Origin of the sequence: Paraburkholderia sp. BCC1885 (genome assembly GCF_900996235.1) — a bacterium.
In the GTDB taxonomy this organism is placed as follows: domain Bacteria; phylum Pseudomonadota; class Gammaproteobacteria; order Burkholderiales; family Burkholderiaceae; genus Paraburkholderia.
On the sequence record NZ_CAAJGM010000144.1, the window covers coordinates 73502 to 86961 of the forward strand.

Consider the following 13460-nt stretch of genomic DNA (forward strand, 5'->3'; position numbering starts at 1 on the left):
TACTATGGACAGCACCGATCACGCCGTCCTCAAGACCTGCGTCGAATGGCTCTCGGCCGGGCGCCGAGTTGCGCTCGCGACCGTCGTGCAAACGTGGGGTTCCGCGCCCAGGCCGCTGGGCGCATGGGTCGCGATTCGCGACGACGGCCAGCTAGTCGGCTCGGTGTCCGGCGGATGTGTGGAGGACGACCTGATCGATCGCGTCAGTCGCGACATCCTCGCTGCCACGTTGCCGCAGAGCGTCCTTTACGGCGTCTCCCGTGAAGAGGCTGCGCGCTTCGGGCTGCCCTGCGGGGGAACGCTGCGTCTTGTCGTCGAGCCCCATCCCGAAGCCGAGGTGCTGCGAATGCTGCTCGAACGCACGGCAGCGAGGAAACTCACGGCGCGTCTACTGGATCTGGATACGGGCAAGTCGACCTTGCACGACGCGGATCGCACCGACACGCTGTCGTTCGATGGTCACGTCATGCGGGCAATTCACGGTCCGCGCTGGCGCCTGGTACTGGTCGGCGCGGGCCAACTGTCGCAGTATGTCGCCCAGATTGCGATCGGCGCCGACTATGAGGTTGTGGTGATCGACCCACGCGAGGAATTTACCGCAACATTCGGCGTAGCCGGTGTCACGGTGTCGCGCGGCATGCCCGACGATGTCATTGTCGAACTGCAGATTGATGTCCATACCGCGATCATCGGCCTGACCCATGATCCGAAGCTCGATGACATGGCCTTGATGGAAGCGTTGAAATCACCGGCTTTCTATGTGGGCGCGTTGGGCAGCCGCATCAACACCGAAAAACGCCGGGAACGTCTGCTGGAATTCGACCTGACGCGTGCACAGGTCAACCGGTTGCAGGGACCCATTGGCCTCTTCATCGGCTCGCGCACGCCGGCGGAAATGGCGATCTCCATCCTGGCGGAGATCACCGCGGTCAAATATCAGGTGCCGATCTTGCAGCGCCGATCGATTCCCGAACCGCAATTGATAGAGCGTGGGCGTTGCATCGACTCGCTTTCGACCGTGTAGCGCGGTCCGCTTTCGCGCGTCGCGCGGCGCGGCCGATGCGATCAATCGGCGTCGAGCGCCTGTGACGAATCGGTCGCAACATAGGTGAGTCCGTGCAGGTCGCCAAGGATACGCTGGCGCAATTCACACGTCGCACGCGGATGCGTCATCAGCGCCCAATAAGCGCCAGCCGTCTCGCCGCTTCGGTGCACCGCGCTCCATAGCTGGCACAACTCGCTTTCATCGCACGCGCGTTCGAAGCGCCTGATTTCTTCGTCGTAACGATGGTCCAGCACATCATGCAGGACCTCGGCGCCCCGCCCGCCTTCGGCAGCGATTTGCACAGCCGCGTGATGGAGTTCGAAGTCGCTTACCTTATGGACATCGAACCCGGCGAAGCGCGCGACGATATCGCGTAGCTCAGCGCTGCCGAGGCACGTGCCGATCACCGAACAGTGAATATGTGGATCGAGTTCGGCCAGGCGCACGCGAGGGGCACCGCTGCCGGACACCTGTTCGGATGCAGAGTGCTTCATGTTTTCCGCACCCGGCGTGCGGGCACGATGAAATCGTTGACCATGCATGGGAGTTCTCGCTTCGGATAACCGCTGTCGAGCGAACATGACATCGTAATATACAACCAAATATAACGACTTGCACAGATCACCTGAATTACGCCGTCTGGTCAGGGGACCGTCTCCCCTGACCCTATGTGCAGGGCAAATGGAAGATCGCCCGACCACCCTGCAATCTCGTCAATAGCCCTTTCAGGCGATTGGCAAATTTTGTTCAGAATCAATGCTGCTTCAAGTTCAGGCAACCGATAATTGCGCCGAAGAAACGGCCATTTACAGCGGTTCGTTCGCCTCGCGCGCGCTCAATGCGCCTGAGGGCCACCGACCGGCGCATTGCCATCCACGCCCATCCCGCTTCTGATCCCGGGAAGAAAAAGAAGGACGCGGTCATCACCGCGCACGCTCCGTCTGAACGCTTGCCGACCAATGGAAGCTTCCGACTACTCGTCGATGCGGTCAATGACTACGCGATCTTCATGCTCGATCCATCGGGTGCCCGCATGCGACGCCCGATCGCAGCCACCCTCAGCGCGAACAGATTCACTGGACTCGATGCCTGAGCTGGCCGCAAACGTGCCAGGGACCGCTCAGAATCGAACAGCGAACGCTATCGGCGTGTTGATTTGCCCTCTGCTCGGGCAAGCGGATCTCCAATGCAAGTGGCCCCGGAGCGTCTCGTCGATCTGCCAAATTTCTCCGGTGATTGCGGCCGTAATCGGATTCACCGTCGCCGGGCCTACAACCCAGTCGGGCGGGTAAATTGCGGGTAAAAAAATCCATTTTCCTTTTTATTTTTCAAAATATTCATATAAAACAATTTGTTATATGTATTAATCATGTTTCTGAACAACAACTATCACGCGGTCCACCACGATCTGCCGCATGTGCCCTGGTATGCGCTGCGGGACGTGTATGAGACGTACCGCCAGCAATACCTGGAACGGTCCGGCGGATTTCTCGTAAGAGGCTACAGCGAATGGCTGCGGTTTTATGCATTCGCCCCCGTTGCGCATCCGGCCCATGGCGACCTGACCAATGTCAGTGTCGACTGGACAAACCGTCTCGAAGGCTTAGGGTACGCGGGCAATTTGCCAGGAAGTCCTGATAAACCCGCATTCCAGATCCGTCGGTCGCAGAATTCCGGGTAATGTTGTCCATATTCCCATGCCATTCGCGCAAACATCGAAGACACGCTGGAAACCAGCGTGTCCTGATACCGGGACGGCCCCGGCGAGACGCTTTGGCGCTGCGCGTGACCTGTCAGAAGTCGGCACCGAGATCGACGTTTTTCGTCTCCTTCAGGAATAGCAGCGCGATAACAAACGAGCCGACGATCCATGCCACCGGGTACCACAATCCGAAGTAGATGTTGCCCTGCTGTGCCGACAACGCAAACGAGATGGTAGGTAACAATCCGCCGATCCAGCCGCTGGCAAAGTGATACGGAAACGACATCGAGGTGTAGCGGATACGCGTCGGGAACATTTCGACCAGCGCGGGTGCCGTCGGCGTCAATGCGAGTGTCATGAGCGCGAGCAGGACCACCAGCAACAGGAACACCATCGGTTTGTTGAACTGCTCGGGCGCCGCCTTGCGCGGAAACCCGGCCGAATCCAGCGCACCTCGCAATTGCGCAGCGAACTCGGCCGACTTCGGCTTGACGTCACCGGCCTTGAGGCCTGTTGCATCGTAAGCCGCGACGACACGCTCGCCGATATGCACGCTCGCCGGTTGACCCGACGCCGCGCTGCGCGTCTCGTAGCTCACGCCCGCTTCGGTCAGCGCCTCGCGCGCGATGTCGCACGACGTCGTGAAACGCCGCGAGCCGATCGGGTTGAACATGAATGAGCATGACTGCTCATCCGCCGCGACCCATACGGGCACGTTCGCCTGTGCCTGGGCCAGAGCCGGGTTCGCATAGCGCGTCATGGCGTGAAAAATCGGGAACAGCGTAAGCGCGGTCAGCACGAAACTGATCATCAGGATCGGTTTGCGGCCGAAGCGGTCGCACAACCAGCCCGATACGAGAAAGAGCGGCGCGCAGACCAATGTTGCCAGCGTGACGACAATGTTGGCCTGGGTGGGATCGACCTTCAGTGTGTGAGTCAGAAAGAAACTCGGGTACAGCACCGCGGTGTAGTACACGCAGGTCATGCCGCCGCAGATCGCGAAGAGCGCGACCAGCAACCGCTTGACGTTCGCCCAGTCGAGGAAGGTATCCTTGAGCGGCGAACGGGACAGACGGTTCTCGTTCTTCAGCGCCCGGAAGGCCGGCGATTCCTCCATCTTCATGCGGATGCGCACCGAAATCGCCAGCAGCAGGACCGAGAAAATGAACGGTACGCGCCAGCCCCAGGTGTCGAAGTGATCGCCCGTCAGCACGCGTGTCACGAGCACCACGGCGAACGACATCAGCAGGCCGACGGTGCCTGTCGACGAGATCCACGAAGTGTTGAAGCCACGACAGTTTTTCGGCGAGTGTTCGGCGACATAGGTGGCGGCGCCGCCATACTCACCGCCAAGCGCGAGCCCTTGCAGCATGCGCAGTCCGATCAGCATCACCGGCGCGGCGATGCCGATCGTCGCGTAGCTGGGCAATAAACCAACGCCGACCGTCGAGATACCCATGATGGTGATGGTGACGAGAAACGTGCGTTTGCGGCCGATCAGATCGCCGATCCGGCCGAACACCACGGCGCCGACCGGCCGCATGATAAACCCGACGCCAAATGTAAGCAGTGCGAAGATAAAGCCCGTCACCGGATCGACGCCGGCGAAGAAGCGGCTCGCGATCACCGTTGCCAGCGAACCGTACAGCGTGAAGTCGTACCACTCGAACACCGTGCCGATGGCGGCAGCCGCAATCACCCGCACTGTCGAGGTGCCCATCCCTTCCGATACCTGCGCGCCGTTGCCGGCGCTGACCGCTTCCGAGCCTATCATCGTCTTTGTCTCCTGTTGGTTTTGTCTGGAAAGCGCCGTGCTGTGCGCTGTCTGGTCTGCTACATCGTCACGATCTGCCGCACTGCCTTGCCCTCGCGCAAGCGGTCCATGCCGATGTTGATGTCCTCGAGCGGCAGCCGGTGCGTGACCAGCCGGTCTACCGGCAAGCGGCCGCGCCGGTACAGATCGAGATAGCGCGGCACGTCGCGTGAGGGCACGCTGCTGCCCATGTAGCTGCCGCGAATCGATTTCTCGTCGGCGACAAGGGACACCGCCGGGATCGCAAAGCGGGTCGATGGCGACGGCAACCCGGCCGTTACCAGTTCGCCGCCGCGTCGCGCGATTGCGTAACCGAGTTCGAGCGCGGCACCCGCGCCCGCCGTTTCGATCACCACTTCGACGCCGCCCTGCGTCGCGTCGCGTACAGCTTCGATGACGTGCTCCGACTTCGCGTCGAACGTATCGGTTGCGCCGAGCGCGCGCGCCAGTTCCAGCTTGTCCGCGTTCACGTCGATCGCCACGACCCGCGAGGCGCCGGCCGCGAGGGCGCCCAGCAGCGCCGAGAGGCCGACACCGCCCAGTCCGATCACCGCCACCGACGAACCGGGCGCGATATGCGCGGCATTCACCGCCGAGCCGACGCCGGTCAGCACCGCGCAGCCGAACAGCGCCGCTTCTTCGAGTGCGATTTCCCGGTCCACTTTCACGAGCGAATGCCGCGAGACGGTTGCATATTCGGCGAATGCGGAGATGCCCGAGTGATGGTTCAGCGCTTCGCCGTTGCGCGAGAGCCGCCGACCGCCGCCCAGCAACGCACCGGCCGTACCTGCAAGCGCGCCGGGCTCGCACAGCGCCGGGCGCCCGCTCGCACAGGGATTGCAATGGCCGCAGGCGGCGACGAACACGGACACGACGTGGTCGCCGGGCTGCAGATCGGTCACATACGGACCGACTTCTTCGACGACACCTGCTGCCTCATGGCCGATCACCATCGGCAAAGGCCTGGGCCTCAAACCCTCGACTACCGACAGGTCCGAATGGCAGATGCCGGCTGCGGCGATCCGGATCAAGACCTCGCCGGGGCCCGGCGGCGCGAGGTCCACGGTCTCGATAGCAAGCGGCTGTGTCTCGGCGTAGGGCGTCGGCAGCCCGGATCGGGCCAGTACGGCAGCGCGGATTTTCATCGTATGTGTCTCCTCAGTGGAAATGTCTCGAGAGCCGGCTTCAGCGCCTGATGTCTGCGGACCAACACACAGGCAAAAACGCGCGGCCTCTCTTCGTCTCGAACCTACCGATACGTCAATTATATTCTTGTCCGACAATCGGTCAAGAATAGTCCAATACATTTATAGTCTGAAAAACGACAGCGTGAGGCCGCGCGCAGGAAACAAAAAAGGCTGCCGGGATAACCCGGCAGCCTTTTTGGCCTGCTATTTCCGCTCGAACGCGCGCGCGACGCCCCCGCCGCTCATGCAAATGCAAGTGCGCCAGCCGACGCTACCGCGGCTCCTGCGCCGTCGAGAAAATGTCGATCCGATGCGATTCGCGATACGTGAACAAGGTAACGACGATAGCCAGCACCGTCCAGAACAGCGGATACCACAGCCCCGCGTAGATGTTGCCGCGCGCCGCCGCAATCGCGAACGACAGCGCCGGCAGCAGGCCCCCAATCCAGCCGCTTGCGACGTGAAACGGAATCGACATCGATGTGTAGCGCAATTCCGTCGGGAACATTTCGACCAGAATCGCCGCGATAGGCGCATACGTCAGGCTCATCACGAACACGAGAAACAGCACCAGCAACAGCACCGGCAAGAAATGGAACTGCTGCGGATCGGCCTTCAGGGGATAACCCGCTTTCACCAGCGCGGCGCCGAGCGCCTTGCTGAAACCGGCGGCCTGCGACTTAAGGCCGGCCGCGTCCTGTCCGGCCGGATCGAAACCGGCAATCTGCGCGTCGCCGATCGTCACGGTGGTCTGCGCCCCCGGCGCTGCCGCCACCACCGAGTAGTTCGCCGAGGCGCCGCTGAGGGTTTTGCGGGCGATATCGCAGGCATTGCTGAAGGTGCGCACGCCCACCGGATCGAACATGAACGCGCACTGCCGCGGATCGGCATGGATCACGGCGGGACTCGCTGCCTGCGCCTGCGCAAGCGCCGGATTGGCATAGTGGGTGATGGTGCGGAACACCGGGAACAGCGTGAGCGCCGCCAGCACGTAGCCGGCCAGCAGCACCGGCTTGCGGCCAAAGCGGTCCGACAACGCGCCGCAGCCATACAGCAACGGCACGGCCGCGATCATCGCAATGGCGACGATCAGGTTCGACGTGTTCGGTTCGACCCGCAAAACCCGCGTCAAAAAGAACATCGGATAGATCACGATGACGTACCACACCACCGTCATGCCGCCGCAGATGCCGAACAATGCGACCAGCATCTGGCGCAGATTGCGTCCGCGCAATGCATCGCGCACCGGCGCGCGCGACAGCGTACCGGCCTTGCGCACCTTCTCGAACGCCGGCGACTCGTCCATGCGGCGGCGCAACAGCAACGACACCACCAGCAGCACGATAGACAGCGAAAACGGCACGCGCCAGCCCCACACCGCGAAGTTCGCGCCGGTCGCAATGCGTGTCACGATGGTCACGATCAGGGCGCCGAGCAGGCCGGTCGAGGCGGTTGCCTGGATCAGCGCCGTATTGCGGCCACGATGCCGCTGCGGCGAATGCTCCGCCACATAGGTCGCGGCGCCGCCGAACTCGCCGCCGACCGCGAAACCTTGCAGCAGGCGCGCGAGAATCAGGATCACCGGCGCGGCAATGCCGATCGTCGCATAGCCCGGTGTGAACGCCACCGCGCAGGTGGAGAGCCCCATCAACGACACGGTGATCATGAACGTCTTCTTGCGCCCGACCATGTCACCGAGCCGGCCGAACACCACCGCGCCGAGCGGACGCACGACAAAGCCGACCGAGAAGGTCATCATCGCGAAGATGAACGCCGTACCCGAATCGATGCCGGTGAAGAAGTTCGCGGCAATCACATCCGCGAGCGAACCGTACAGCACGAAGTCGTACCATTCGAACACGGTCCCGGCCACCGCGCCCGCCATTGCCCGCTTGTCCTTGCGCGATAGCTCAAGGCTGCCCCGTACCAAACTCGCGTCCATGATGCTGTCTCCTGTAACGGTCCCGCTCTGTTGCCGCTAAACGTGCGTCTCTTGCCGGACACTGCGTCAGACGAACCCCACCTGCACCTTACCGAGCACGCCGAAGTCCACTTCCATCGAATCGCCGGCTGCAACCGCCATCGGCGCGACGCAGGCTCCCGTCGTCACGATGTGCCCTTCCTGCAGGCCTTCGCCGATGCTGCGCAACTCGTTCGCGAGCCATGTCATCGCAATGCGCGGATCGCCGAGCACGTTTGCCCCGCTGCCCTCGCCGGCCAGTTCGCCATTACGATAGGCACGCACCTGATGGCCGACCAGATCGAGCGCGCGCCAATCCGCCTGGGTTGCCGGGCTCACGACGAGCCATGATGCGCAGGCACCGTCGGCGATCAGTTGCAATGCGCCCACGCTCGCGAAGTCGTGATAGCGCGAGTCCGGCACCTCGATGGCCAGATGCAGCGTGCCCACCGCGGCCATCACCTCGTCGGTGCGATACGGCTCGGCGCGCGGCGGCAGTGCGTGCTTCAGACGAAACGCAAATTCCGCCTCGGCGACGTTCATCACGTTGCCTTCCATTGGAATCACGAGGCCGCCCGCGATCACCCGTTCGGACAGCAGCCGCGCAGCGATCGGCCCGTCCACGCCGATATGCTTCTGCCCCGCCACGCTGGTCGCGGCGATCTTCCAGCCGGCCACCAATCGCCCCGACAGCCGCGCCACCTCGCGCTGCACCTCGTAGGCCTCGGCGCGGCTCGCCGGCCGGCAAGCCGCCGGCAATGCGTCGAAGTGCGTCGCGCCGTTGAAATGGCCCCACAGCGTGCTGGCCGCTTCGTTCAGATGTTGCTCGTTCACGTTTGCTCCCTGCCTCGATCAGTTAATGCATGCCACCCAGATAGGCCGCCCGCACCGCTTCGTTGTCACGCAGGCTCGCGGCCGGCCCTTCGATCGTGATCCGGCCGTTCTCCAGCACATAGCCGTAATCGCTTACCTGCAATGCGGCCGCCGCGAACTGCTCGACCACCAGCATCGTCACGCCTTGCTCGCGCAGGCGCTCAATAGTCCTAAATACTTCGTCGACCAGCAGCGGCGCGAGACCCATCGACGGCTCGTCGAGCAGTACGACCTCGGGATTGAGCATGATCGCGCGCGCCATGGCGAGCATCTGCTGCTCGCCGCCGGACAGCGTGCCCGCCAGTTGCGCGGCGCGCCGCCGCAAAACCGGGAACAGGTCCATGGCGCGCTCCAGGTCCTGGCGGATATCGCCCTTGCTGCGCGCGCCGATAAAGCGCGAAAACGCGCCCAGTTCGAGATTGTCGTGCACCGAGAGCGTCGGGAATACGCGCCGTCCCTCCGGGCTGTGAGCGAGCCCCAGCCGCGCGATGCGATGCGCGTCGAGACCGGTGATATCGGCGCCGTTCAGCAATACGCGCCCGGCTTTCGCGTGCAGCATTCCGGAAATCATCCGCATCGTCGTAGTTTTGCCCGCACCGTTCGAACCGATCAGGCTGACGACACTGCCCTTGCCGACGCTCAGCGAAATGCCGTGCAGCACTTCGGTGGAACCGTAACCGGCGTGAGCGGCTTCTACAGTAAGCATGCGGGTGTCTCCTTGCTAGGCCGCGCCGCTGACGGCCGGCGTGATAGCGGACGCGCCCAGATAGGCCTCGATCACGCGGCGGTCATGCGAGATTTTGGTGGGCGGCCCTTCAGCGATCTTCTGGCCGAAATCGAGCACCGACACCTGATCGCAAATCGCCATCACCAGGTCCATGTGATGCTCGATCAGCACTACGGTGATGCCGTGCTCGCGAATCTTTTCGATCATCTGACGCAGTTCCGGCAGATCGTTCGGACGCAGGCCCGCAGCCGGTTCGTCGAGCAGCAGCAGCGACGGCTCGGTGCCGAGCGCACGCGCGATCTCCAGCATCCGCTGCCGGCCATACGGCAGATCCCGCGCGCGGGTCGCCGCGAACTCCTGCATGCCGACAAAGCCCAGCAGCGTCGCGGCGCGCGCGCGTGCCGCCTGCTCCTCGCGCCGAAAGCGCGGCGTATGAAAGATCACGTCGATCAGATTCGAATGAAACATCTGATGCAGTCCGACCAGCACGTTATCGAGCGTGCTCATTTCGCCGAACAACTGCACGTTCTGGAAGGTGCGCGCCATGCCGCGCTGCGCAATGCGTGCGGGTTTCAATCCATCGCAACGCTCGCCGTTGAACTGGATATTGCCGCTCGTCGCCGCGTAGACACCGGTGAGCACGTTCATCATCGTGCTCTTGCCGGAACCGTTCGGGCCGATCAGGCCGTGCACGGTGCCGCGCCTCACCTGCAACGACACGTCGTTGAGCGCGCGCAGGCCGCCGAACTGCATCACGATCGATTCCAGGTCGAGCACGCACTCCGGCTGCGCGCTCGCCGCGGCATCCCGTGCGGCACGCGCCGAACTCCACGCGCCGACCGCCACCGTGACCGGCGCCTGCGGCTCGGAGGAAGAAAGCACGCCGCGCCAGTTGGCCGCGAAATCGCGCACGTAACCGGCAATGCCATCCGGCAGGTAATAGACCACGCCGAGAATCATCAGGCCGAAAATCGTCAGACGCTGGCTCACGATATCGGTCAGCGTGAAGGCAAACGCGACGAACGCCGCCATCACGATTACCGGCGCCAGCAGCGTCTGCCACGCTGTGCGGCGGGTGCGCCATGCATGCGCCACGAGCAGCACCACCAGCACGGCGAGCACGACGGTGAGCCAGCGGAACAGCACAACGTCCGACAGCAGATTCGGCAGCACGACGATGGTGGTCGCGCCGATCAGCGTGCCGACCCGCGAACGGCGTCCACCCAGCGTGACCGCCAGAAGGAATAGCGTGGACAGCTCCATCGAAAACGTGTTCGGCGCGATGTATTCCTCGGAGAGCCCGTAGAGCGAGCCCGCCAGTCCCGCAAACGCCGCGCTGATGACGAAGGCGATCACCTTGTAGCGATACACGGACACGCCCATGCAGTCCGCCGCGACCGGACTGCCGCGCAGCGCGAGAAACGCGCGTCCGTAATGTGACGACAGGATGCGCGAAACCACCAGCATCGCCAGCGCCGCGATCACAACGACAACGTAGTAAAAGTCCGTGGCGCTCACCAGATGTCCGGCGATCACCGGCTTGCCGACCGCCAGTCCTTGCGCGCCATTGGTGAGAAAATCCATCTCGTTGAGCAGGATCTGCACGATGGTGCCGAACGCGAGCGTGACCATCGCCAGATAGGGGCCGGTCAGGCGCAGCGACGGCACCGCCAGAATCGCACCAAATAGCGCCGTCACCACCAGGGCCGCCGGCACCGCGAGCCATACCGACAAGCCGGCGCTCGTCAGCAGAATACCGGTCGTATAGGCGCCGATACCGAAGAGCCCCGCATGGCCGATCGACACCTCACCGGTATAGCCAACCACGATGTCGAGCCCAAAGATCAGGACTGCATAAATACCGATTATTACCAGCAGATGCGTGTAATACGGATTGCTGCTGACAAGCGGAAAGACCGCGAGCGCAGCGAAGAACAGCCAGCCGGCGAAGGTTTTCGAGCGATTCATCGCTATACCTTCCTGATCGAGGTACGGCCGAACAGGCCGGCCGGTTTCACGGCGAGAACCGCGAGCAGCAACAGCAGACCCGGCACGTCCTTATAGCCGCTCGACACGTAATAGCCAGTGAAGGTCTCGACGACGCCGAGAATCAGACCGCCAGCAATGATGCCGAAGCCCGACGTCAACCCGCCGATGATCGCCACAGCGAATGCCTTGAGGCCCAGCGTGGCGCCCATGTCGGCACCCGCCACCGTCAGCGGCGCGATCAGAATGCCCGCGAAGGCGGCGCTCATGCACGACAGCGCATACGAAAACGTGACGACGAGCCGTGTGTTGATGCCCATTAGCGCGGCCGCATCGGCGTCGCTGGCGGTCGCGACCACCGCCTTGCCGTAGATGGTCTTGCGGTTGAACAGCTCGACCGCCGCCATCAACGCGAGCGCGCCGACGATCACGAGCAGTTCCATCGGCAGGATGCTCGCGCCCGCTATGGTGATGCGCGTGTCGGGCAACGGCGACGGAAACTTCAGGTCGTCGGTCCCCCAGAGATTCTCGGCCACGTTGGTCATGATGATGCCGAGCGCGATAGTCGCCATGATCCAGCCTTCGCTTTTCGCCGCGATCGAGCGCCGCACGCTGATACGCTCGGTGATCACGCCGACCACCGCGCCCACGATCAGCACGAGCGGAATCATCAGCCAGTAGCTGCCCACGTATTCCATGATGGTGAGCCCGGACAACGCGCCGATCGCCAACGCCTGGCCCTGGGCAAAATTCATGGTGCCGGAGGTGGCGAAGGTGAGCTGGTAGCCGAACGCGGTGACCGAATAGATCATGCCCACCGCGCACCCGCTCACGATAATCTGCAGGATGACGTTCATTTGGATCGTCCAGTGGCGCGTCAGCGCGCGGCCTGCGCCTGAGCCTCGTCCATCTTCACGACGTGGCCGCCCTTGATCTCGGCCATCACGGCAACCGAGCCATCGCGAATCGCGTCATGGTCGGTCTTCGAGAACGGATGGTCGTAGGTCATGATGAGACCGTCGATCTTCGTGTTCAGGTTCTCGAGCGCGTCGCGCACCTGGGGGCCGTCCGTCGTTCCAGCCTGCTTCATGGCCGCGGCCATCAGGTAGACCACGTCATACCCTTGCGCCGCCCATACCGCGCCCGGAATGTAGTTGGTGTGATATGCCTTCTCGTATTTCTCGAGAAACGCCTGGCGGCGCGGCGAACCGTCGGCGACGAAGGTTTGCGGGAAGCGCGTGCCTTCCGCATTCGGACCCGCGAGCTGGATGTAGTTCGGCATCGACAGCGTCCAGCTGCCGATCATCGGCACCTTCCAGCCGAGTTTCACCATCTCGTTGGCGATCTGCGCGAGTTCCGGCCCTTCGCCGTAGGTCAGCAACGCCTGGGCGCCGGCGGTCTTCGCGCGCAGCACCTGCGAGGTCATGTCCACGTCGCCCTGGTTCCACTTCTCGACATCTACCGGCGTGATGTTCAGCTTGGCGAGCGCCGCCGTCATATCCTCGCGGCCGAGCTGGCCGTAGTTCGACGAATCGGCGAATACGGCCACCTTGGTGAGATGCTCGCGGTTGATCGCCTCGTTCGCGATCATGCCGGCCTGGATCCGGTCCACCAGCGACACACGAAATACATAGCTCTTCGGGTAGGCCGGTGTCATGAACACCTTCGTGACCTGGGTGCCGCTCGGCCCTGGCGTCAGCAGCGGAATCTGCGCGTCCTGATAGACCTTCTGGCTCGCCAGAATCACGCCGGTGGAGATGATGCCGACGCTCGCCGCCACGTGCTCCTTGTACACCAGCTCCTGAGCGATCTGCAGGCCGCGCGCGTTGTTCGCCTGGTCGTCGCGCTCGACCATCACCAGCGGCCGGCCCAGCACGCCGCCCGCGGCGTTGATTTCGTCGACGGCGAGCTTGATGCCGTTACGCATCGAAATGCCCATCGGTGCGGAGCCGCCCGTGAACGGCCCCGACACGCCCAGCTTGATCGGCTCCGCGGCATGCGTCGCGATGGTGAAGCAGGCCGTCGCCGTGGCGATGACCCAGCACAGATTCCGTTTGCTCAACATGACTGTCTCCTGTGTCGACCGGCGCGGGCGCCTGTGCGCCGACTCCGGTCCCATGCAAGTTATTTGCGTGACCGCATCCTGTGCGGTTTTTTTATATGACCC

General features: G+C 63.2%; 11 protein-coding genes and 1 pseudogene. 3 read left to right on the forward strand and 9 right to left on the reverse strand.

Annotation, left to right across the window (positions count from 1 at the left end; all coding sequences use genetic code 11):
- Positions 1–4 precede the first annotated feature (4 nt).
- A complete protein-coding gene (locus FQ755_RS14720) occupies positions 5–1024 on the forward strand; it encodes an XdhC family protein (RefSeq protein ID WP_144155340.1) in 1020 nt (339 codons plus the stop codon).
- A gap of 41 nt (positions 1025–1065) precedes the next feature.
- Here the strand turns inward: FQ755_RS14720 and FQ755_RS14725 are convergent, their stop codons facing one another.
- Positions 1066–1539, reverse strand: a complete 474-nt coding sequence (locus tag FQ755_RS14725) for a hypothetical protein (RefSeq protein ID WP_144155342.1) — start codon at positions 1537–1539, stop codon at positions 1066–1068.
- A 344-nt stretch (positions 1540–1883) separates the two neighbouring features.
- On the opposite strand from FQ755_RS14725, the gene FQ755_RS14730 reads away from it, so the two are divergent.
- The gene (locus FQ755_RS14730; protein WP_144155344.1) at positions 1884–2138 is read left to right on the forward strand and encodes a hypothetical protein; all 255 of its coding nucleotides are present in this window, start codon (positions 1884–1886) and stop codon (positions 2136–2138) included.
- A 273-nt stretch (positions 2139–2411) separates the two neighbouring features.
- A pseudogene (locus tag FQ755_RS14735) lies at positions 2412–2726 on the forward strand (fatty acid desaturase); the annotation flags it as partial.
- 112 nt (positions 2727–2838) lie between these two features.
- Here the strand turns inward: FQ755_RS14735 and FQ755_RS14740 are convergent.
- The 8 genes from FQ755_RS14740 to FQ755_RS14775 form a co-directional block, all read right to left on the reverse strand.
- Positions 2839–4521, reverse strand: coding sequence for an MFS transporter (locus tag FQ755_RS14740; protein ID WP_260858587.1), 1683 nt, complete (start codon positions 4519–4521; stop codon positions 2839–2841).
- Between the two features lie 59 nt (positions 4522–4580).
- Positions 4581–5705 carry a zinc-dependent alcohol dehydrogenase family protein gene (locus tag FQ755_RS14745; protein ID WP_144155348.1) on the reverse strand — a complete coding sequence of 375 codons (1125 nt, stop codon included), beginning with the start codon at positions 5703–5705 and terminating at the stop codon, positions 4581–4583.
- Positions 5706–6018: 313 nt separating this feature from the next.
- On the reverse strand, positions 6019–7689 hold the full coding sequence (locus FQ755_RS14750; RefSeq protein WP_144155350.1) for an MFS transporter: 1671 nt from the start codon (positions 7687–7689) through the stop codon (positions 6019–6021).
- A 66-nt stretch (positions 7690–7755) separates the two neighbouring features.
- A complete protein-coding gene (locus FQ755_RS14755; protein WP_144155352.1) occupies positions 7756–8541 on the reverse strand; it encodes a 2-keto-4-pentenoate hydratase in 786 nt (261 codons plus the stop codon).
- Positions 8542–8563: 22 nt separating this feature from the next.
- Entirely contained in the window at positions 8564–9286 is a 723-nt protein-coding gene (locus tag FQ755_RS14760) for an ABC transporter ATP-binding protein (protein WP_144155354.1), read from the reverse strand.
- Positions 9287–9301: 15 nt separating this feature from the next.
- Complete coding sequence (locus FQ755_RS14765) at positions 9302–11275, reverse strand: ABC transporter permease subunit (RefSeq protein WP_144155356.1); 1974 nt, start codon at positions 11273–11275, stop codon at positions 9302–9304.
- A 2-nt stretch (positions 11276–11277) separates the two neighbouring features.
- Positions 11278–12150, reverse strand: a complete 873-nt coding sequence (locus FQ755_RS14770; RefSeq protein ID WP_144155358.1) for a branched-chain amino acid ABC transporter permease — start codon at positions 12148–12150, stop codon at positions 11278–11280.
- A 20-nt stretch (positions 12151–12170) separates the two neighbouring features.
- Positions 12171–13358, reverse strand: coding sequence for an ABC transporter substrate-binding protein (locus tag FQ755_RS14775; protein ID WP_144155360.1), 1188 nt, complete (start codon positions 13356–13358; stop codon positions 12171–12173).
- Between the last annotated feature and the right edge of the window lie 102 nt (positions 13359–13460).